18 protein-coding genes and 1 tRNA gene are annotated in these 20059 nt (G+C 62.8%); 6 read left to right on the top strand and 13 right to left on the bottom strand.

Going from position 1 to position 20059, the window contains the following annotated elements:
• Nucleotides 1–12 precede the first annotated feature (12 nt).
• The 4 genes from GR167_RS00855 to GR167_RS00840 form a co-directional block, all read right to left on the bottom strand.
• On the bottom strand, nucleotides 13–549 hold the full coding sequence (locus GR167_RS00855) for a GNAT family N-acetyltransferase (RefSeq protein ID WP_160971551.1): 537 nt from the start codon (nucleotides 547–549) through the stop codon (nucleotides 13–15).
• A 249-nt stretch (nucleotides 550–798) separates the two neighbouring features.
• Nucleotides 799–1068: a 50S ribosomal protein L27 gene (gene rpmA / locus GR167_RS00850; RefSeq protein ID WP_160971550.1), complete on the bottom strand. Its 270-nt coding sequence runs from the start codon at nucleotides 1066–1068 to the stop codon at nucleotides 799–801.
• Nucleotides 1069–1089: 21 nt separating this feature from the next.
• Nucleotides 1090–1677 (bottom strand): 50S ribosomal protein L21, encoded by a 588-nt coding sequence (locus GR167_RS00845; protein ID WP_160971549.1) that lies wholly within the window; start codon nucleotides 1675–1677, stop codon nucleotides 1090–1092.
• 200 nt (nucleotides 1678–1877) lie between these two features.
• The gene (locus tag GR167_RS00840) at nucleotides 1878–2696 is read right to left on the bottom strand and encodes a DUF2059 domain-containing protein (RefSeq protein WP_160971548.1); all 819 of its coding nucleotides are present in this window, start codon (nucleotides 2694–2696) and stop codon (nucleotides 1878–1880) included.
• Between the two features lie 251 nt (nucleotides 2697–2947).
• On the opposite strand from GR167_RS00840, the gene GR167_RS00835 reads away from it, so the two are divergent.
• Nucleotides 2948–3037: transfer RNA gene (locus GR167_RS00835), tRNA-Ser, on the top strand.
• 69 nt (nucleotides 3038–3106) lie between these two features.
• Here GR167_RS00835 and GR167_RS00830 read toward each other — a convergent pair.
• Both GR167_RS00830 and GR167_RS00825 read right to left on the bottom strand, forming a co-directional pair.
• Nucleotides 3107–5662, bottom strand: coding sequence for a hybrid sensor histidine kinase/response regulator (locus tag GR167_RS00830; protein ID WP_160971547.1), 2556 nt, complete (start codon nucleotides 5660–5662; stop codon nucleotides 3107–3109).
• Nucleotides 5663–5729: 67 nt separating this feature from the next.
• Nucleotides 5730–6257, bottom strand: coding sequence for a putative pterin-binding protein (locus tag GR167_RS00825; protein WP_160971546.1), 528 nt, complete (start codon nucleotides 6255–6257; stop codon nucleotides 5730–5732).
• Nucleotides 6258–6438: 181 nt separating this feature from the next.
• Here GR167_RS00825 and GR167_RS00820 point away from each other — a divergent pair, with 181 nt between their 5' ends.
• Nucleotides 6439–7047: a response regulator gene (locus GR167_RS00820; RefSeq protein WP_160971545.1), complete on the top strand. Its 609-nt coding sequence runs from the start codon at nucleotides 6439–6441 to the stop codon at nucleotides 7045–7047.
• Nucleotides 7048–7049: 2 nt separating this feature from the next.
• Here the strand turns inward: GR167_RS00820 and GR167_RS00815 are convergent, their stop codons facing one another.
• The 4 genes from GR167_RS00815 to GR167_RS00800 form a co-directional block, all read right to left on the bottom strand.
• Entirely contained in the window at nucleotides 7050–7970 is a 921-nt protein-coding gene (locus tag GR167_RS00815; protein WP_160971544.1) for a glucokinase, read from the bottom strand.
• 82 nt (nucleotides 7971–8052) lie between these two features.
• Entirely contained in the window at nucleotides 8053–9108 is a 1056-nt protein-coding gene (locus GR167_RS00810; RefSeq protein ID WP_160971543.1) for a methyltetrahydrofolate cobalamin methyltransferase, read from the bottom strand.
• 4 nt (nucleotides 9109–9112) lie between these two features.
• Nucleotides 9113–10042, bottom strand: a complete 930-nt coding sequence (locus tag GR167_RS00805) for a methylenetetrahydrofolate reductase (protein WP_160971542.1) — start codon at nucleotides 10040–10042, stop codon at nucleotides 9113–9115.
• A gap of 29 nt (nucleotides 10043–10071) precedes the next feature.
• Nucleotides 10072–10374: a virulence factor gene (locus GR167_RS00800; protein ID WP_160971541.1), complete on the bottom strand. Its 303-nt coding sequence runs from the start codon at nucleotides 10372–10374 to the stop codon at nucleotides 10072–10074.
• 203 nt (nucleotides 10375–10577) lie between these two features.
• Between GR167_RS00800 and GR167_RS00795 the strand changes: the two genes are divergently transcribed.
• On the top strand, nucleotides 10578–11690 hold the full coding sequence (locus GR167_RS00795; RefSeq protein WP_160971540.1) for a Ppx/GppA phosphatase family protein: 1113 nt from the start codon (nucleotides 10578–10580) through the stop codon (nucleotides 11688–11690).
• A gap of 67 nt (nucleotides 11691–11757) precedes the next feature.
• Nucleotides 11758–12498 carry an RlmE family RNA methyltransferase gene (locus tag GR167_RS00790; protein WP_160971539.1) on the top strand — a complete coding sequence of 247 codons (741 nt, stop codon included), beginning with the start codon at nucleotides 11758–11760 and terminating at the stop codon, nucleotides 12496–12498.
• Nucleotides 12499–12903: 405 nt separating this feature from the next.
• Here GR167_RS00790 and GR167_RS00785 read toward each other — a convergent pair whose 3' ends face one another.
• Complete coding sequence (locus tag GR167_RS00785) at nucleotides 12904–13788, bottom strand: hypothetical protein (protein ID WP_160971538.1); 885 nt, start codon at nucleotides 13786–13788, stop codon at nucleotides 12904–12906.
• Nucleotides 13788–16214 (bottom strand): hybrid sensor histidine kinase/response regulator, encoded by a 2427-nt coding sequence (locus GR167_RS00780; protein WP_235915812.1) that lies wholly within the window; start codon nucleotides 16212–16214, stop codon nucleotides 13788–13790. The genes GR167_RS00785 and GR167_RS00780 overlap by 1 nt, the downstream gene beginning before the upstream one ends.
• Before the next feature lie 391 nt (nucleotides 16215–16605).
• Here GR167_RS00780 and GR167_RS00770 point away from each other — a divergent pair, with 391 nt between their 5' ends.
• Complete coding sequence (locus GR167_RS00770; RefSeq protein WP_160971535.1) at nucleotides 16606–17997, top strand: bifunctional enoyl-CoA hydratase/phosphate acetyltransferase; 1392 nt, start codon at nucleotides 16606–16608, stop codon at nucleotides 17995–17997.
• Nucleotides 17994–19181, top strand: a complete 1188-nt coding sequence (locus GR167_RS00765; RefSeq protein ID WP_160971534.1) for an acetate/propionate family kinase — start codon at nucleotides 17994–17996, stop codon at nucleotides 19179–19181. The genes GR167_RS00770 and GR167_RS00765 overlap by 4 nt, the downstream gene beginning before the upstream one ends.
• 7 nt (nucleotides 19182–19188) lie before the next feature.
• Here the strand turns inward: GR167_RS00765 and GR167_RS00760 are convergent, their stop codons facing one another.
• Nucleotides 19189–20043, bottom strand: a complete 855-nt coding sequence (locus GR167_RS00760; protein WP_160971533.1) for a polysaccharide deacetylase family protein — start codon at nucleotides 20041–20043, stop codon at nucleotides 19189–19191.
• Nucleotides 20044–20059 lie beyond the last annotated feature (16 nt).

Raw genomic sequence — 20059 nt, 5'->3', positions numbered from 1 at the left:
ACGGCGCGCCCGTTACAGACGTTTGCTATAGGTCCAGGTCGCAACCGTTGCGTTGCGCGCCACGGAAAAGGTTTCCGCATCCCCCAGATATTCGAAGCCGCAATTGGTCAGCACCCGGGCCGAGGCCGCGTTGTCCTGGAACACTTCGGCGAACAGCGTCTTGTTGCCTTGCGGATTGGCCTCGATCAGGGCGGTGACCGCCTCGGACGCGATGCCGGTATTCCAATGCGGCGGCGCCACCCAGTAGCCGATCTGCGACTGGTCGCGGTCCATGTGTTCCAGCGACACGATTCCCATCAGTTCGCTGCCCTGCGACTTGGTGCCGTCGATTGCCCAGACGTCTTCGTTGCGGTCCTCTGTGAGCGCGCGGGCGATGAACGCCTCGGCGGCGCCCGGCGGCAGCGGGTGCGGGATCGAGCGGGTGAAGCGCGACACGCGCAGATCGCCGCCGTGCAGTTCGATCATTCCCTTGTCCGATTTGCGCAGTGGGCGCAGATCGAACCGGTCCGTTTCAATCGCCGCTTGCTGCGGCACAGTCTCGAGCATCATGAACATACTCCTCCGAATATTTTCCCGAAGAATTCCGACCGAAACCCGTCTCCTCCTGCGGGTGGACCGGCAGGATAGACCTGCGGGATGTCAATCTGATGGCAATAGTGCGAACAAAACAAAATGGGCTGCAGGATCGGCGAAAACACGCGACCCAAGCGGAAAACCTTTCAGCCATAGGAACCTAAAACGGAAAAAGGGACCGGCTTTTCAGCCGATCCCCCTATTTCGTTTCGTGAAACGATCGGCTTACTCGGCTGCCTCCGCGACTGGCAGGACCGAAATGAAGGTACGGCCCTTGAGGCCCTTGTGGAAAGTTACCTTGCCTTCGACGGTCGCAAAGATGGTGTGATCTTTGCCCATGCCAACGTTTTCGCCCGGCCACCACTTGGTGCCGCGCTGACGCACGATGATGTTGCCCGGGATGGCCGCTTGGCCACCATAGAGTTTCACGCCAAGGCGGCGACCGGCTGAGTCGCGACCGTTACGGGATGAACCGCCAGCTTTCTTGTGTGCCATCTGGTGTCTCCTTTACCTGCGTTACTTAGCCAGTTCTTTGGCCTGTTCAACCCATTCGGGTTTCACTTTGACGTCAGCGGAATCGACGTCAACAGCGGCCAGCTGTGCGTAAGTGGTGATGCCGGCTTCGACCAGCTTCTTGGCGGCGGCGGGGCCGACACCGGTGATGGCGGTCAGATCGTCGCCTGCCGCGGCTGCGGGGGCTGCTGCCTTCGCTGCGGGCTTGGCTGCGGCTGCCGGAGCTGCTGCGACCGAACCTGCGCCGGCGGCTGCCTTGACGCCCGACTTGCCTGCGCCCGAGGCCAGGATGTCGGTGATCTTGATCAGCGTCAGCTGCTGACGGTGACCCTTGGTGCGCTTCGAGCTGTGCTTACGACGGCGCTTGACGAAGTGGATCAGCTTTTCGCCCTTGATCTGATCGACGACTTCGGCCTGAACGGCAGCGTCTTCGACCAGCGGAGCACCAACGACCAGAGTGTCGCCGCCCAGCATCAGAACTTCGTTGAATTGGATTTTTTCACCTGCGTCGGCAGCCAGCTTTTCAACGCGGAGCACATCGCCCGCCTGAACCTTGTACTGCTTGCCGCCGGTTTTGAGGACCGCAAACATTTGCTTTTCCTTCGTTTTACCGCGTTCTGTGGTCCCCCTTCCGGGGCGTTAGAGGCCGAGGCCACCGCGAACTGCGCGTCTTGTCAGACTGTCATTACAATAACAACGGGCAGAGAAAACCCTGCCCGAGATGCGCGCTTATTGTCGGATCGTGCCCATAAGTCAAGGCATTTCACTGGAAATCCCGGCATTTTCCGGGATCACAGCGATTCCCCCTGCATCTGCCGCGCCAGCGCCAGGCCCAGCGACAGCGAAATCATCTTGTACATCTCATCGAACCCGGCGAACAGCGCCTGGTTCAGCGCCTGTCCCGGACCGGTTTCCGACAGCGCCGCATAGGCGTCGATCTCGGCCACGCTCAGCGGGTCATAGGCGGTCATCAGATAGGCGTAGATCCATTCGCGGGTATCGGTGCGGGTGCCCTCCTCGGTCGCCCAGACCTCGCGCAGCATGTCCTCTTCGCTCAGATTGATCGCGCCGCCCTCGGCGAGGCCCAGAAAGAACATGTAATTGGCGTTCAGCGCCCCTGACACGTTGTATTCGATCAGGTCGTTGACCGCGATGAAGCGATCGATGGCGGCTAGGTGCGGTTCATAGGGTTCTTCCTGTGTCCGGAAGTTTTCCAGCGCGGCGTCGCTGAAATCGGCATCCAGGAAGGCGCGCCGCGCCTCCAGCTCCAGCCCGACGATGCGCTGGCCGCTGTCGCTGCCGAAGAATTCCAGCAGCGGCGCCGCATCGGCGCCGGTGAAACTGTCGTCGAAGCTGGCGCGCAACACCGCGCCCATCTTTTCGGTGTCATGGATGCGCTGGACGATGGCCTGCCAGCCGGGCCCGGTGCCGCCGGGCAGCATGTCGTCGGCCAGGTTGTCGCCATAGTCGATGCCCTCGTCGCGCATCACCTGCAGCATCTCGTCGATCCGCAGCAGGCCGAACAGGTTGTCGATTTCCGCCCGCGTCGCCGCCGCGGCCGATTGCACGGTGAGAACCAGCAAACCGAGTGTGAACAGGAAATGGCGCATACAACCTCCCAACAATCTGGGCCCGATGCGCAGTGGCCGGATGCGCGCCATCCGGAAACCGGGCAAATTCGACAAAATAACAAATCAGGTAATACTATCTAGCGCAGCTGCCGGTACGGCTCAAGCGCGGGCATATAAGGGCGTGTTTCCCGGCCCTGCCGGCAGCTCTCTGAAAAAGTTTCACAATTCGTATGAAACGCCCTTGCCACCCGTCAAAAGACCCATTAAACGCACCTCCCACAGACCCCCGCGGAGAGGTGCCGGAGTGGTCGAACGGGGCGGTCTCGAAAACCGTTGTGGGTGCAAGCCCACCCAGGGTTCGAATCCCTGTCTCTCCGCCATTCTTTCCCAAGAATGAGCCCATTCAACCGCCCCCAGGCGGTTGCTGGACGCCGCCCAGGCGGTTGCGTCTAGCCTTCCTTGCCCTGCTCGTGCGCCCAGAGGAAATCCTGCAGCGCGCCGCGGGTTTCCTGCCACAGCGCTTCCAGCAACTGGGCCCAGCCCCTGAGATCCTGCGGCTGTTCGTTGTTCAGGCTGTCTTCCAACCTTACCAGCGCGTTGCGGAATCGATGCGCGCCGATGATCGCCGCCGCCCCGGACAGCGCGTGGACGCGTTGGGAAATGTTGCCCGCGTCGTCCCAATCGGCATCCTCAAGCGCGGTCAGAACCTCCGGCGCCTCGTCGAGAAAGCCCGAAACCAGCCTGTCGGCCCGGTCCGGGCTCAGGTTGCGCAGCAGCTGCGACAGGTGGACCTTGTCCAGCAGTTCAGTCTTGCGCGGTTCGGCCACCACCTCGCCATCGCCGTTCAGCACCGCGCGGATGCTTTTGCGGCTGACCGGTTTCGACACCACCGCATCCATGCCCGCTTCGCGAAACAGCGCCTTGTCCTGTTCGAACACATGGGCGGTGACGGCGACGATTCGGCTGTCGCGCGACGCGCCGCCCTGCCGGATCAGCCGGGTCGCCTCGATCCCGCCCATCACCGGCATGTTGATATCCATCAGGATCACGTCGAACCGGGTGCCCTGCGCCGCCGCGACCCCCTTTTCGCCATTGACCGCCTCGGTCACGGTGTTGCCGTCGCGTTCCAGCAATTCGCGCAGCACGAAACGGTTGGTCGCGATATCCTCGACCACCAGGACCGACAGCCCCTTCACCGGACGCTCCAGGCCGGGGTCTTCCTCCTTGCGCACCGGCGCCGTCATTTGCGCCGGAATCAGATCGACATGGAACCAGAAGATGCTGCCCTCGCCGGGGATGCTTTCGACACCGATCTCGCCGCCCATCGCCTCGACGATGCGCTGCGCGATCCCCAGGCCCAGTCCGGTGCCTTCCTTGCGGGCGCGGCTGTTATCCTCGATGCGGATGAAATCCTCGAAGATCCGGTCGCGTTCCTCTTCGGCGATGCCGACGCCGGTATCCTGCACCTGCACTTCCAGGCTGACCTTTTCGCCGCCCGGCCGGTCCGTCGTGGTGACGGTGACGTTGACCTCGCCGTTTTCGGTGTATTTCACCGCGTTGCCGACGAGGTTCATCAGCACCTGATACAGCCGCTGTTCATCGCCGATGAACCAGCCCAGCCGGTCGGGCACGGTTTCAAGGTTCAACCGGTTGCCGCGCCTTTCCGCCGCGACCTGCATCGGCGCCATCAGCCGTTCCATCATCGCCTCGAAGTCGAACGGGGCTTCGGACAGGGTGACCCCGTCCGCCTCCAGATGGGCGATATCGAGAACGTCGTTGACGTGGTTCAGCAGGGTCTGGCCGGAATGCTGCAGCAGGTCGAGGTAATGATCGGTATCCTTCTGGCTGCGCGTCCCGTTGCCGCGCAGCAGTTCGACCAGGCCGAGGATGCCGTTCAGCGGCGTGCGCATCTCGTGGCTCATCACCGCGAGGAAGCGCGATTTCGCCCGCTGCCCGGCCAGCGCCTTGTCGCGCGATTCCTCTAGCGCGCGCGCGGCCTTCTGCCGTTCGCTGATATCGCGCAGGAAATAGACATAGAACCGGTCGGTTCCGACCTCGGCCACGCCTTGCGACACCTCGACCGGCACGATGGTTCCATCGGCGGCGCTGAGATCGAGTTCCAGCGCCGACACCCGCCCGGTCGTGACGAAGGGCAACGGCACCACATTGCCGGCCTGATCCAGCAGGTTCGTCAGGAAGGTCCGGCCGATGACCTTTTCGCCGTCTAGCTTCAGCAGATGCGCCGCCGCGGCATTGCAATCGTCGATCCGGCCGTCGCCATCGGTGACGATCAGCGCATCGGGCGTGGTGCCCAACACCTCGGCCAGCCGGACAGAGGTGGAGCGGTGTTTGCGGGCGCGCCGCGCGTTTTGCTGGCTGAGCCGGAAAAACAGCCCCGCCAGCATCGTCAGAAGCACCATCAGCACCGCCGTCACAACCGACAGCCGCAGCATGATGTCGCCGACTTCCTCGCGCGCCTTTTCGCCCTTGACCGACCCGACGATCGCGCCCTGCGACGACACGTGGCGGACGTCCCTTGCGATACCCGTCAGCGCCTCCAACAGGGGGCCGGCATTGGCGATCAGTTCGGCGTCTGGGGCGTCGATCATCGGCGCGAGCCTGTCGTTGCGCTCCTTCAGCGCGCCAAGCATCTCCAGCCCATTGGTTTCCTCGAACGCCGAGCGGTACAGCGGGCTGGCAAGCAGCGTTTCGATCCGGGTGTAATAGACGTTGAAACGTCGCCTTACGCTGTCTGCGGCCGCGGCCGGGTCGCCGGTGCCGAACCGAGCGTCCTTCAGGCTGAGTTCGAGCTGCAGATATTCGACTTCAAGCTGACTGGTGGTCCAGACGATATTGTCGATGCGCGAACTTTGCAGCTCCTGGATCTTGCGCGCCGACAAGGTCCAAAGTTGCAGCGACAGGATCAGGGCAACCGTGATCCCCAGGCACAGCAGAACGATCTGGACCAACCGTACCGGGCGAGTTTCCTTCCAGCTCGCGCGCATCGCCCCCTATCCCATTTGTTTCCGGGCTCCGCGTCGCCACGGATTCCGGAATAACCCGTCTCCCAGGTTATTTCAAATGGACGATGCGATCCAACTGCCAAATGCTGTGGGCATAAGTGGTTTCGGTCCGGAATTTCGGATCGCTGTCATAGGGGAAGACCAGCCAAAGCGGCCCCTTGTCACGCACCGACATCAGTTCGCCATTGCGCATATAGGCGACCAGCGCCTCGCTGTCTGCGATCTCGGCGGTGTCGATTTCGATCATGTATTCGTTCAGGGCGCTCAGCTCGACGATGCCATCCTCGAACCCCAGGTGATCGATGAGGTCCTTCAACCAGACACCTTCGAAATGCTGTTCCCCCTCGGTCCAGATCGTCGTGGTACGGAACCCGGAGCGCGGCAGGTTCTGCAGATCGGCCAGCGAAAGCTGAACAGGGGCCTGGTCGGTGTCTTCGCCAAACTGCGCTTCCAGCACGGTTTGCTGCAGCTGCGCCGTGACCGGGCTGTTTTCGGTCGCGGTTTCCGCACGGGCGAATTGCCCCGTGCCGATTCCTGCCAGTCCCAGAACCAAAACAGTTGAAAAGATACGTTTCATGGCGATTTCCCCTCCGGCCTCGCGGCGCAATCTGGCTAAATTGAGGAAAGTCGTCCACTGCCCTATCCTGCTGTATAGGTTTTATTATATAGTGATTTTGTCACGCCCGAATGCGTGATCCCGACGCACAACCAAAACGATTAAAAAAGCACCCAAGCAGAATCCGGTGGAGCCTTTCCTGATGAACAAAATTCTGATCGCGGACGACCACGATCTCGTTCGGGAAACGCTTGCCGCCTATATCCGCGACGCCGGGGAAATCCGCGTGGATCAGGCCGCCGATCTGGATGAAACGCTGTCCCTGATCGTGAAAAACGGCGCTTATGATCTTGTTTTGCTGGATTTCACCATGCCGGGGATGACCCTGCCCGAGGGATTGCTGCGCACGATCGAGGCCAATGACGGCCGCCCGGTGGCGCTGATTTCCGGCACCGCCAGCCCCGATGTGGCGCGCCGTGCGCTGGCCTCGGGGGCGAAAGGGTTCTTGCCCAAGACGATCGCGCCGGAAACCCTGATCTCGGCGGTGCGCCATCTGCTGGGCGGCGGCATTTATGCGCCGCAGCATTTCCTCGAATCGGATCAGGACGAAAGCGACAGCCCGCACCTGACCCCGCGCGAAATGGACGTGCTGCGCGGCATCTGCGAGGGCAAGGCGAACAAGGAAATCGCCCGCGACCTTGATGTGCAGGAAGTGACGGTCAAGCTGCATGTCAAGACGCTGAGCCGCAAGCTGAACGCCCGCAACCGCACCCATGCCGCGATGATCGCGCGGGACCTGAACCTGGTCTGATCCTAGGTTCGCAACCGCACCGCGCAGCCGCGCAGGCCGATCATCGGATCGTCGACCGCAGAAACCGGGATGCTTTCGAGGATCGCACGATACGGCCCGGCGCGATGGAATTGCCCGGCGAATTCGGTCGCGGCCAGGTAAGGCGCAATCGCCACCCCGACGCTTCCGGTCAGAAACAGCCCACCCATCGGCATATGCGTCAGCGCCATATCGGCGCAATAGCGGCCCAGGAAGCGGCCGAACATGCCGATGGCCTGGGTCGCGGCATCATCGCCCCCTGCCCCGGCGCGTGTCAGGATTTCGGCGGGCGGCACATCCGGGTTGCCGCCGGCAAAGCGATAGAGCCGCGCGATGCCCGGCCCCGACAGCGCCGCCTCGACCGGAACGATGGGGAAATCGCCGCTTAGGGCATCCAGGAACTCGAGTTCCCGCCCCGTGGTCGCCGACAGGGCGACATGGCCGCTTTCCGACGGCGCGACCGGCATTCCCGGGCGCAACACCGCGATGTTCAACCCGGTGCCGGGCGCGACCACCATGCGCGCCGCGTCGGGCCTGCCCTCGCCCGGCAGGACCGGCGTGAGGCAACCGGGCGGCAGATCGGCCAGCGCATAACCCATCGCCTGCAGATCGTTCAGCAGGATCGCGGTACGGAACCCGAAACGCTGTTTCAGCGCTTGTTCCGATAGCTGCCAATCGCGATTGGTGAACCGCGCGGCACCGTCGATCACCGGGCCCGCAACGCCAAGACAGATAGCCTCGGGAGGCGTTGCGCCGCTCTGGTCCAGATAGAGCTGCAACAGGTCCGCCGGATCGTCGTAACCGCTGTTGGGGAAGCTGCGAAAACTCGACGGGTCCAGTTTCCCGCCCTGCACCAGCGCAAAGCGGCTGTTGCTTGCCCCCAGATCGCCCACCAGCATTTGCATGGCCCGCCCCCTTGTTCCGGGCTCTTCATATGTGAAAGCCCCCTCGCTCTGCGAAGGGGCTTAGCATCGCTCCCGATTTGCCTCAAGCGCGGCGGCGACGGCCCCCGGCGCGGCGGCCGCGACCTTCGGCGCCTGCGGCGTCGGGCGCTTTGTTCGTCCTGATCCAGTCGGCACCGTGCGGATCGTTGTCGGTCAGCAGGTTGGCTGCGCGGATCGCTTCCATCTCCGACCCGGCGCGTGGCAAGGTCGATCCAAGGCCGAACATCTGCACGAAGCTTTCGTCGTCCATATCGGCGGGCAGGATGATCCCGGCCGCTTCCACCAAAGCCTTCTTCTCGGCGATCTTGGTCTGGGTCACCGGCAAGGCGACAGGGTTCATGATCGCGCTGGTCATCCCCGCCCCCATCGCCATCGGCAGGAAGGCGTTGTTGATGCCGTGCCGATTGGGCAGGCCGAAGGAAATGTTCGACGCGCCGCAGGTGGTGTTGACGCCCAGCTCCTCGCGCAACCGCCGGACCAGTGCAAACACCTGGTTGCCCGCCGTCGCCATCGCGCCGATGGGCATCACCAAAGGATCGACCACGATGTCATGTGCCGGGATGCCGAAATCGGCGGCGCGTTCGACGATCTTCTTCGCCACCGCAAAGCGCACGTCGGGGTCTTCGGAAATGCCGGTATCGTCGTTGGAAATCGCCACCACCGGCACGTTGTATTTCTTCACCAGCGGCAGCACGAATTCCAGCCGCTCCTCCTCGCCGGTGACCGAATTCAGCAAGGGCCGCCCTTCGCAGGCTTCCAGACCGGCCTCCAGCGCGGCGGGGACCGAACTGTCGATGCACAGCGGCACGTCGACCAGCCCCTGCACCAGCTCGATGATGCTGCGCATCAGCGGCGGTTCGGTTTCATTCGGGTTGGGGTTGGAGTTGTAGACCACGCCCGCGTTGATATCGAGGATATTGGCCCCGGCGGCGACCTGCGCCAGCGCGTCCTTTTCGACGGTGGAATAATCGCCCGCTTCCAACTCGGCGGCCAGTTTCTTGCGGCCGGTGGGATTGATCCGCTCGCCGATCACGCAGAAGGGCTGATCGAAGCCGATCACGGCGGTCTTGGTTTTCGATTCAACGATGGTGCGGGTCATTTGGTTATCCTTGCTGGCTGGCGGGACGCGCCGCGGCGCCGCCCTGTTCGATGGCCCAGTTGGCGTTGGCCTTGATGCCGCCCAACGGGAAGAAATGGACATGTTCGATGTTGAAATCCGGGTTCGCCGCCTTGTGCGCGGCCAGTTCCGCCACCACCTCGGTCGGCTCGTAGGGCAGCACCAGTTTGGTCACGTCCATCGCGCGTTTTTGCAAAACCTTCAGCGAGGGACCGACGCCGCAGGCCACGGCGAATTTGATCAGGGTCTGCAGTTTTGCAGGACCGGCGATGCCGATATGGATCGGCAGGTGGATGCCCTCGGCGCTCAGACGGTTGGCCCAGTCGATGATCGGTTGCGCTTCGAAACAGAATTGCGTCGCCAACGCCATTTGCGCGTCGGTGCGTTCGTTGAACGCCTGTTTCCAGCGCAGCGCCTGCATCACCTGTTCGTCGCCGCCATTGGGGTCAATGTCGCGATTGCCCTCGGGATGCCCCGCCACGTGCAGCCGGTCGAACCCGGCCTTGTCGAACAACCCGGTTTCCAGCAGCTGCATCGAGCAGTGGAAATCGCCGACCGGTTCAGCCACGCCACCGGCCAGCAGGAGCCCCTGTTTAACCCCCGCTTCGCCCTGATAGCGGGCGATCCAGTCGTGCAAGGTCGAGGCGTCCTTGATGATCCGGGCCGGAAAATGCGGCATCACGTTGAACCCGTCCCGCGCCAAGCGCGCGGCGGTCGTGACCATTTCCTCGATCGGGGTGCCGTCGATATGGGCGATGTAGACGCGGGTGCCCTCGGGCAGCAGATCGCGGAAATCGTCGACCTTGGCGGCCGTGCGCGGCATCACCTCGATCGAATAACCCTGCAGGAAGGCTTCCACCTGGGCATTCACCGGCGCCTGCTCCTCGTCGCGTCTGCGGAAATTCAGCAATGCCATCACGGCCTCCTTTACCTTGTCACTCAGGCTCACGCCCGGTCCCATCCTTCGTTGTCGATCAGCGCCTTCAGTCGGGCGGCGTCGAATTCGGCCTCCAACCGCGCCGCCTCAGCCTCGGCCACCTCAACCGGATCGCCTTCGACCGCGTAAGGCGCGGCCTTGCGCCATTCGGCGAGGTAAGCGTCGGTATCCGACGCCCCAACCTTCATCGCGGCGCGGTCGATGGCCTGTTCGAACCGTTCGGCCAGCGGTTTCTTGGCGCCGCGGCGGCCCTTCCCGACGATCACCTGCGCCGGGATATCGCGCCAGTAAACTATGGTCACATCGGGCATGGTCGGTCTGATTCCTCTGTTCTCCTGTCCCATGCTTAAACCGGGCGATTTGCGACAAGAGGACGGATTTCGACATTCCCGCAGCGGGGAACGACCAAATGGGCCCGGGCCCGGGGCCAAACGCAGATTCCCGACAGCGGCGCTTGCGCAGCGGCAAAGATGTCACTACCTTAGGGGTAACTCGAAATGGAGGGCGTGTAGTCATGGCGCCCAAGCGTCCCAGAGGTGCGGGCGCATTCCCGAAACCGGTTGAGAGCCCCGCGCCGAAACCGCCAGATACCGCCGAGCTTTATGCCGCGCTGGATCTGGGGACAAATAGTTGCCGCATGCTGATTGCCCAGCCAAAGGGCAGCCAGTTCCATGTCGTCGACAGTTTTTCCAAATCCGTCCAGCTTGGCGCGGGATTGGAATCGACCGGCCGGTTGAGCCGGGCGTCGATGACGCGCACCATCCAGGCCCTGCGCATCTGCCAGCAGAAGCTGAAACGCCACAAGGTCAAGCATATGCGGCTGGTGGCGACCGAAGCCTGTCGGAGGGCGAAGAATTCGCGCGACTTCATCCGCCGTGTGAAACGCGAAACCGGGCTGCAGCTGGAAATCATCCAACCCGAGGAAGAAGCCCGGCTGGCGGTTATTTCCTGCGCGCCGCTGGTGTCGACCAAGACCGAACAGTTGCTGGTCGTGGATATCGGCGGCGGGTCGACCGAACTGGTCTGGATCGACCTGACCTCGGTGCCGATGCGTGACCGGCCGCGCGCGATCATGCGGCTGCATGCCGGGTTCCACCCCAGCGACAGCCCCTTCCCCGCCGCCAAGGTGGTGGACTGGATCAGCGTGCCGCTGGGTGTGGCGACGCTGCGCGATCAGTTCCGCGACGTGACCGACGATTCCGCCCGCTTCGCGCTGATGAGCTGGTTCTTCGAGGAAAACCTGTCGGAATTCGCCCCCTACGCCAAGGATCAGGCCCGCGAAGGGTTCCAGATCGTCGGCACCAGCGGCACCGTCACCACGGTGGCCGCGTCGCACCTGGGGCTGAAACGCTATGACCGGACCAAGGTGGACGGGCTGCGGATGACCTCGGACCAGATCGACAAGGTGATCCGCAACTACCTGATGCTGGGCCCGCAGGGGCGCCGGCGCGACCCGCGCATCGGCCAGGACCGGCAGGCGCTGATCATGTCGGGCGCGGCGATTCTGCAGGCCTTGCTGCGCTGCTGGCCGACCGACCGGCTGTCGGTGGCCGACCGCGGCCTGCGCGAAGGACTGCTTTATGCCCAGATGAGCGCCGACGGCGTGCTTGAAGACGGGCCGTTCTGAGACTATCTGAGACCGCGATTTTACCGCCCCGGATTTATCGGAAACCCGGGGTGACGGAGATACTGCAATGGCGAAGAAACCAGGCAAGAAGAACACATCGGGGCGCGGACAGCGCGATCTGACGGTCAAGGTAAAGACCGCGCGCGGGCGCAAGCTCAGCTCGACGCTGTGGCTGCAGCGCCAGCTCAACGACCCCTATGTGAAACGCGCCCAGGCCGAAGGCTATCGCGGCCGCGCCGCCTTCAAGATCCTTGAGATCGACGACAAGTTCCGCTTCCTCGTGCCCGGCGCGCGGGTGGTCGACTTGGGCTGCGCCCCCGGCGGCTGGTGCCAGGTGGCGGTAAAGCGCGTCAACGCGCTTGGCGAAAAGAAGGGCAAGAAGATCGGCACCATCCTCGGCGTCGACCTGCAGGAGGTCGAACCGATCGCCGGGGCGGAAACCCACCAGCTGGATTTCATGGAAGACGACGCCGACATCAAGGTCAAGGAATGGCTGGGAGGCAAGGCCGACGTGGTGATGTCGGACATGGCGGCGGCCTCTTCTGGGCACAAGCAGACCGACCATTTGCGCATCATCGCTTTGTGCGAGGCGGCGGCCTATTTCGCCTTCGACGTGCTGGAAGAAGGCGGCACTTTCGTGGCCAAGGTCCTGGCCGGTGGCGCCGAGGGCGAGCTGCAGAAGCTGCTGAAGCAGAAATTCACCAAGGTGGTGAACATGAAGCCGCCCGCATCGCGGTCGGACAGTTCGGAAAAATTCGTCATCGCCACCGGGTTCCGGGGCGGCCGGAAGGACGACGAGGAAGAGTGATCGGCACAAACCCATTGCAACGGGTTTGACGCGATTTCGGAATCGCGTCCCAACCGCCTTCGAAGGCGCTTTCACAAGGCGCTTCGAAGCGCCTTTTCCCGCCCAATCCCCGCTGATGTCACCGGGCGCAGGCTTTGACCTGCCGCACGGCACAGCGCCATTGCCTGGGGAATGTGAAGCGGCGCCTCGCCATGTCTTCGGCGGTTCTTGCTGGACAGGTTTTCCTGTCGGATCAGTTCGAACAACCGGCCATGGCGGGCCTGCAGCGGGTCTTGCGGATGGAAATGCATCTTGTGCCTCGTCTTTGCCAACGGGCAGGATCGCATTCAAATATGGCCGATTTTCACCGCTTTCGCAGCGCAAACAGGGTATTTCGGGGGCTTGGCCGCGGGCGCGCGCCCCGCGTCACAGCAGATGGCGCAGGGTTTCGGGCACCGTGATCTTGTAGGGCGGATTGTTCATCGCCGCGTGATCGACCACCGTCTTCTTGCCTTCGGTTCGGATCGCGGCGCGCAGCAATTCGGCGGCCTTCCCGAAGCCGCCCTCGACCGGCAGCTCCTGCGATTGCTCAAAAAGGCCCAGTTCCTTGTCGCGGATCATTTCCGATTGCGACCAGTTGATCCAATAGCGCTTGCCCGGTTCCGGCCCATCCTGGGTTTCGGCCTGATGCGCCCGCGACTGTTCCACGATCTGGCGCCGCTCCTCCATCCGTTCGGTGTAATCGGGCGTCACGTAATGCAGGTGGAACAGCAGCAACTCGGGATCGATGGTGAACCTGCCCCGCTGCAGCCCATGCCCACCCACGGTCCAGATCGCGCGGTCGCGCACGATGCAGGGCTTGGTGTATTTCGCGCTGAGCCGGGCTTGCGGATAGACCTTCAGCACGCCGTCCTTCACGTCGCCCTCGCCCACAGGCATCAGGTTCAACCCGATCGGCGACAGCGCCAGGGTGTCGGCGGTGCTTTTTTCCAGGTGATCCAGCAAACCGCCCTGCCCCAGGCAGACGATCAATTCGTCCACATCGGTGCAGACCACCCGGTCGTAGAAGGCCAGCAACCCGTTGGTGATCCCGCCCAGCAGGTCCCACCGGCGCCGGGTCAGATCCATCGTCACCTCGTCGCGCGGGATGTCGATCACGTTGCAGCCCTGGGCGATGTCGTGGATCTTCGGATCGCCGCCGTGATTGATCACGTAAAGGCTGCTTCGGTCGACATATTGCGCGTTGTGCTGCACCCATTTGTCCAGCAGCCAGTAATCGCGCCAGACCATGGTGACGAAAGCCAGCCGCATTACAGGGCCCTTTCCTGTTGGGGCGTGAAATTCATGCCCCACTTGTCCAGAACCCGCTTGAGATCCTGCAGCTGCACCGGCTTGGTCAGGTAATCGTTCATTCCCACCTCGACGCTGCGCTTGGCCTCTTCCACCAGGGCGCTGGCGGAAATCGCTATCACCGGCACCGGCGGCAGGCCATTCTGCGCCTCGAAGGCGCGGATGTTGCGGGCCAGTTCGAACCCGTCCGCCTCGGGCATCTGGCAATCGGTCAGCACCATGCGATGCTGGCCGGATTTCCATTTCTCGAAGGCATCAATCCCGTTCACCGCCGTTTCGCAGCTATAGCCCAGCAATTCCATCTGTTTCGACAGCACGACCAGGTTCAGTTCGTTATCGTCCACGATCAGAACCGGCGCGCCGTTGCCTTCTGCCGCCAGCAGCGGGTTGGTAACCTGATCCGCGGGGCGGCGCGGTTTTTCGATCCGCCCGGTCAGCAGCGCCGCCCCGCGCAGGATGTCGCTGACATGGATCGGAAAGCGGTAGGACACGTAAAGCGAGTCGTTGACCAGCCCCTTGGTCCGTTCGCGGGTCGCGTCGAGCAGGATCACCTTGCAGTCGGGATTGACCTGGCGCAGCGTCCCTTCCACCGCGGCACTTTCTTCCTGGGTCGGGAAGGACAGGAAGATCACCGTGTCCTTCGTCGCCGTTTCGGCGATCCTGGCCAATTCGGCCTGATCCGGCACCATTTTCAGGCTTCCGGCGCGCTGTTCCAGGAAATTCCGCGTGCTGCTGCTGGCATTCAGCAGGGTATCCATCATCACCAGGTGGACGCCATCGATCGGGCTCAGCGACAGCGATCCGGCCCCTTTGACCGGTTCCATCGGCAGGGTGACGGTGAAGGTCGATCCCTGCCCCGGCGCGCTTTCCACCTCCATCGTGCCGCCCAGGAGCTTGACCAGGCTTTGCACGATCACCAGGCCCAGCCCGGTGCCGCCGAAGCGGCGGGTGGTCGAATCCTCGCCCTGCTGGAAGGGTTTGAAAATCCGCTCCAGCGTTTCCGCGGACATACCGATGCCGTCGTCGCGCACCCGCAGGCAGACCTCGTCGCGCCCTTTGACCGGGGCGATATTGAGCTCGACAAAGCCCTGGGCGCCCTCTTCGCGCTTGGAAAACTTGATCGCGTTGCTGAGCAGGTTCAGCAGGATCTGCCGCAGCCGGATCGGATCGCTGCGCACCAGTTCCGGCAGGCCCGGCTCCACCCCGATGACGAATTTGACATTGCTGTTCTGCGCCTGCACCGCCAGCGTTTCGGCGGTGTTTTCGATCGCTTCAAGCAGCACGAAATCGGTCTTTTCGATCTTCAGCTGCCCCGCCTCGATCTTGGCGGCGTCTAGGATGTCGTCGATGATCCCCAGCAGGAAGAAAGAAGAATCCCGGATCGTGTCGAGCATCCGCATCTGCTGATCGTTCAGATCGCTGCGGCCCAGCAATTCGATCATCCCCAGAACGCCGTTCATCGGAGTTCGGATTTCGTGGCTCATATTGGCCAGGAACACCGATTTCGCGGCATTCGCCGCCTCGGCGGCGCGTTTTTGCAACAGCGCCTCGGCGGTCTTTTCGCGTTCGGCGACGCGGCCCAGCTGCACCCCCAGCCGGTGCATCAGGTCGAATTTGTAAATATCGCGCGGTTCGATCTGGTCGGAATAGAATTCCAGCATGGCGACGATTTCGGTTCCGACATAGACCGGCACGATGAGCGCCGAAAACAGGACCCGCTTTCCCATATCGCGCTGGATGACCAGATCGCCGAGTTCATAGATGTTTTCGAACCATTGCGGCACGCCGCGGTCATAGCACATGCCCAGCAATCCGGCGTCTTGTTCGAAAACCTTCCCCTGGGTCAATTCGCGGAAATAGCCGAACTTTTCCTCGTCCGAGATATAGATATGCCCGGTCGGCACCAGCGAAACCTTTTCGCCATCCTTGCGCACCCGCACCAAAGACCCGATCGGCCAATTCATATACTTGGCCATGATCGTGATGGATTTTTCGAATGCCTCGTCCGAATTATCGGCGCTGTTGGCGATGCTGGCCACCGTTTCGATGATCTGCAATTCCCGCAACACACGGTAGAATTTGCTGCGATAGCCCTTTTCGGCCGAGATATCCTTGTAATTGGTCAGAATCCCGTCGAAATTTCCGTCTGCGTCGAAGATCGGAACCTTGCTGACCTTGAAGATCGCATGGATTCCCTGCGTCACGGTCAGTTCGAAATCGACATTCCTGACCGGCTGCCGGGTGTCGACGACCCGGCGATCGTGTTCTGCTTCGAATTCCGCGATATCCCGCCGCGGAATGTCACCGTTACTCAGCCCGGCAATCTGCCCTGCTGTCCTCAGTCCGATCAGTTTGGCAAATGGCGAATTGCCAGCGACAAAGGTCAGATCGGAATCCTTTAAAAAGAAGCAATCTAAACTGATATCGCTGTCTCCCGCTTACGCGCTTTCACGCAACACTGCCCTTTTAGGCGCTCAACCCAACCGAGTAGGCACCGCTTTTTTAGAACCATACGCAAAACAGAGTTTGTCTGTAAAACATTATTTTAATTGACATATTACATATTCCTATTTGCCCCTTCCGGATGATCATTCGCGATGCGTATATCAGCGGACAGGACTGGGTATCCCACGGTATACCATACATAAGGTTTAAAAGGTTTATGTCGCATCTTTTCGCTCTCTCATATCAGACAGGCTTTGCCTGCCTCCGGCGCGCCTGTCATAGTCCTGATAACCGCCTGTGCCAGTTCGGTACGGAAACAATGAGCCGAAACAGATGCGTATTGAAAACAAGACATTCGAAGAACTCTCGCCCGGCGACAGTGCCGAGATTCGCCGCCTGGTCACCCAGGACGACCTGATCGTCTTTGCCAACGTGTCGGGCAATCACAACCCAATGCACCTGTTCGATCAGGATGGCGATGGCGACGGTCAGAACGAAGCGCTGGCGCCGGGGATGTTCCTGGGATCTCTGATTTCCGCCGTTTTAGGCAATATCCTGCCCGGAGCGGGATCGCTCTATCACAGCCAGGACCTGAAATTCCTCGGTCACGCCCATGCGGGCGAAGAACTTTGCGCCCGGGTGACGGTGAAATCCGCCGATCCGGCGACCCGGCGGGTGGTGATGGACACCACCATCGAACGGATCGCCGACGGCGCGAAGCTGGTCGAGGGCACCGCCTGCATCGAAGCCCCCGATCACAAGCTGCATTACGACACCCACGACCTGCCCGGGCTGATCGTGCAGCGCCACCGCCACTTCGAAAAGCTGCTGGCGCGGGCCGAACCCTTGCCGGCGCTGAAAACCGCCGTGGTCTGCCCCGACGAGCCCAATTCGCTGGGTGGCGCTTTGTTGGCGCATCAGCACACGATCATCGACCCGATCCTGGTGGGCGACGCGGAAAAGATCCGCGCCGTTGCGGCGGAAATGGGCCGGTTGCTGGACGGGGTCGAGGTGATCGACGCCCCGAACCACCGCGACGCCGCGCGGCTGTGCGTGCAACTTGTCAACGAGGGCCGCGCGCAGGCGCTGATGAAGGGGCATCTGCATACCGATGACCTGCTGCGCCCGGCCCTGGACAAGGAAACGGGATTGCGCGCCGGGCGCCGGTTCACCCATGTCTTCGTGATGGATGTGCCAGGGCTGTCGCATCCCTTGCTGGTCACCGATGCGGCGATCAACATCGCGCCGGACCTGAAGACCAAGATGGATATCTGCCAGAACGCCATCGACCTGGCCCTGTCACTGGGGATCGAGGAACCGAAGGTCGGCGTGCTGTCGGCGGTGGAAACGGTGAACCCCGACATGCCGTCCTCGGTCGATGCGGCGCTGTTGTCGAAAATGGCCGACCGGGGCCAGATCACCGGCGGATTGGTCGAAGGGCCGCTGGCGATGGACAACGCCGTCGATCTGGCCGCCGCGCGCACCAAGGGGATCAAATCGCCGGTCGCGGGCCGGGCCGAGGTTCTGGTGGTCCCCAACCTGGATGCAGGCAACATGCTGGCCAAGCAGCTGACCTATATCAGCCATGCCGAGGGCGCCGGGCTGGTGCTGGGCGCGCGGGTGCCGATCATCCTCAACAGCCGCGCCGATGACGACATGGCGCGGCTTGCGTCTTGCGCGGTGGCGGCGCTGCATCACCAGAGGCTGAGCGGGGGCAAGGGATGACCCATGCGCTGACGCTGAACGCCGGGTCGTCGTCGCTGAAATTCGGACTGTTCGAACTGGGCGCGGACGATCCCGCGCTGATCGCCAGCGGCAAGGCCGACCGGGTCGGCGGCGACGCGACGCTGACGCTGAAGGATGCGGCGGGGGCAAAGCTGATCGACGCAGCAGCGATCCCGGCAGAGGGCGTGGTGGATCACCACGAAGCCTTGGCCGCAGCACTGAAGGCACTGCTGGATCATTTCCCCGTGGCGCAGATCAACACGGTCGGGCACCGGGTCGTGCATGGTGGATTGGATCACAGCGGCCCGGCCGTACTGACCCCCGGGATCATCGACAAGCTGTCCCAGCTGTCGCCCTTCGCCCCGCTGCACCAGCCGCATAACCTGGCCGGGGTCCGTGCGGCGATGGCGGCCTTCCCGAAGGCGGTGCAGGTGGCCTGTTTCGACACCGCCTTTCACCGCCACCATCCCTTCGTCAACGACGTCTTCGCCCTGCCCCGCGAATATTACGACAAGGGCGTGCGGCGCTACGGGTTCCATGGGCTGAGCTACGATTACATCTCGGGCGAACTGGCCCGCATCGCGCCCGACCTGCATGCGGGCCGCGTGGTGGTGGCGCATCTGGGCAATGGCGCGTCGATGTGCGGGATGCGCGGCGGTCGCTCGGTGGCGTCCTCGATGGGGTTTTCGGCGCTGGACGGGTTGCCGATGGGCACCCGTACCGGACAGCTCGACCCTGGCGTCCTTCTTTACCTGCTGCAGCAGGAAGGGTTGAGCGTCGAGCAGATCATCACCCTGCTTTACAAGAAATCCGGCCTGCTTGGCCTGTCGGGGATTAGTCACGACATGCGCACGCTGGAAGCCAGCGACAGCGAAGCCGCGCAACAGGCGATCGCCTATTACACCTTCCGCGCCCGGCGCGAACTGGGCGGGCTGGCGGCGGCGCTGGAGGGACTGGACGGCGTGGTGTTCTGCGGCGGGATCGGGGAAAATTCCCGCCTGATCCGCGAACGCATCTGTGACGGGCTGCACTGGATCGGGATCGAAATCGACGATGACGCCAACGCCGCCAACGCGCCGGTGATCAGCCGCCAAAACGCGCCGGTGAAGGTGATGGTCATTCCCACCAACGAGGAACTCGTCATCGCCCGCGCCTGCGCCACACTGGGCAAGCGCGGCGCTTGAGCCCCGATCAGGGCGCGATCACCTCGCGCCGCAGGGTGTCGCGGTTGGCAGCAGCGTGGCGCGCGATGTCTTCCATCGGCGCGAACCAGACGTCGCCGGTGTCCAGCGCCCGTTCCAGCAGCTTTTCCATATGCCGCCAGCGCGCCAGCCGCCCGGTCAGGAACGGGTGCAGGATCGGCATCCAGAACCCGCCCGCCTCGAGCATGGCGTCGAATTCCTCGGCAAAGGCGCGGATGCCGTCCGATGGCGCGCGCACCGGCATCAGGTAATCGATTTCTCCGAAATGGGCGAAGGGCGGCCAGTCGTCGGTGCCCCAGTGGCCGGGGATTTCGATCAGGTCGCCAGCGGGCCGTTCGACCAGGTAGGGCAAATCGTCGGCCATCATCGAACTGTCGTACAAAAATTCATGCGCGATCAGCCGGTCCAGCATCGGCGGCGTGATCGAATAGACCGGCGCGCGATAGCCGCGCGGTTTGCGGCCGGTCATCTTCACATGCACCTCCAAGGCGCGTTCGAACAGTTCCGCCTCGCGTTCGTCCGAATGCTGCATCGGGTCCTCGTGCATCCAGGAATGATGCCCGATCTCATGCCCGTCCTTCAGGATCGCCTCGACCGTGTCGGGGTAGTTCTGCATCACCCAGGCCGGCATGAAAAAGGTCTGGGTCAGCCCAAGGCGGCGATAGGTGTCAAGGATGCGCGGCACCGCGACCGTCGGCCCGTAGCGCCCCATCGAAATCGGCTGCAGCCGCAGCTCGGCATCGTCGGGGCGCGCTTCGCGGATCAGGGAATCGGCGTCGATATCGAAGGTCACGCAGGCGGCGCAGCCCTTGCCTTCGGGCCAGCGGATCGGGTTCAGGAACATCGGTACCTCCTATTTT

Source organism: Thalassovita mangrovi, from assembly GCF_009857745.1.
Taxonomy (GTDB): Bacteria; Pseudomonadota; Alphaproteobacteria; order Rhodobacterales; family Rhodobacteraceae; genus Thalassobius; species Thalassobius mangrovi.
Note: the sequence above shows the minus strand (reverse complement) of the source record. Positions and strands in the feature narration are given on the sequence as shown.

Excerpts from the sequence above, each read along its gene's own strand:
- GR167_RS00760 (WP_160971533.1), bottom strand. The coding sequence starts at position 20,043 with ATGTTCCTGAACCCGATCCGCTGGCCCGAAGGCAAGGGCTGCGCCGCC.
- GR167_RS00820 (WP_160971545.1), top strand. The coding sequence starts at position 6,439 with ATGAACAAAATTCTGATCGCGGACGACCACGATCTCGTTCGGGAAACG.
- GR167_RS00810 (WP_160971543.1), bottom strand. The coding sequence starts at position 9,108 with ATGACCCGCACCATCGTTGAATCGAAAACCAAGACCGCCGTGATCGGC.
- GR167_RS00805 (WP_160971542.1), bottom strand. The coding sequence starts at position 10,042 with ATGGCATTGCTGAATTTCCGCAGACGCGACGAGGAGCAGGCGCCGGTG.
- GR167_RS00830 (WP_160971547.1), bottom strand. The coding sequence starts at position 5,662 with ATGCGCGCGAGCTGGAAGGAAACTCGCCCGGTACGGTTGGTCCAGATC.
- GR167_RS00790 (WP_160971539.1), top strand. The coding sequence starts at position 11,758 with ATGGCGAAGAAACCAGGCAAGAAGAACACATCGGGGCGCGGACAGCGC.
- GR167_RS00795 (WP_160971540.1), top strand. The coding sequence starts at position 10,578 with ATGGCGCCCAAGCGTCCCAGAGGTGCGGGCGCATTCCCGAAACCGGTT.
- GR167_RS00765 (WP_160971534.1), top strand. The coding sequence starts at position 17,994 with ATGACCCATGCGCTGACGCTGAACGCCGGGTCGTCGTCGCTGAAATTC.
- GR167_RS00770 (WP_160971535.1), top strand. The coding sequence starts at position 16,606 with ATGCGTATTGAAAACAAGACATTCGAAGAACTCTCGCCCGGCGACAGT.
- GR167_RS00785 (WP_160971538.1), bottom strand. The coding sequence starts at position 13,788 with ATGCGGCTGGCTTTCGTCACCATGGTCTGGCGCGATTACTGGCTGCTG.
- GR167_RS00845 (WP_160971549.1), bottom strand. The coding sequence starts at position 1,677 with ATGTTTGCGGTCCTCAAAACCGGCGGCAAGCAGTACAAGGTTCAGGCG.
- GR167_RS00815 (WP_160971544.1), bottom strand. The coding sequence starts at position 7,970 with ATGCAAATGCTGGTGGGCGATCTGGGGGCAAGCAACAGCCGCTTTGCG.
- rpmA (WP_160971550.1), bottom strand. The coding sequence starts at position 1,068 with ATGGCACACAAGAAAGCTGGCGGTTCATCCCGTAACGGTCGCGACTCA.
- GR167_RS00840 (WP_160971548.1), bottom strand. The coding sequence starts at position 2,696 with ATGCGCCATTTCCTGTTCACACTCGGTTTGCTGGTTCTCACCGTGCAA.
- GR167_RS00825 (WP_160971546.1), bottom strand. The coding sequence starts at position 6,257 with ATGAAACGTATCTTTTCAACTGTTTTGGTTCTGGGACTGGCAGGAATC.
- GR167_RS00855 (WP_160971551.1), bottom strand. The coding sequence starts at position 549 with ATGATGCTCGAGACTGTGCCGCAGCAAGCGGCGATTGAAACGGACCGG.
- GR167_RS00800 (WP_160971541.1), bottom strand. The coding sequence starts at position 10,374 with ATGCCCGATGTGACCATAGTTTACTGGCGCGATATCCCGGCGCAGGTG.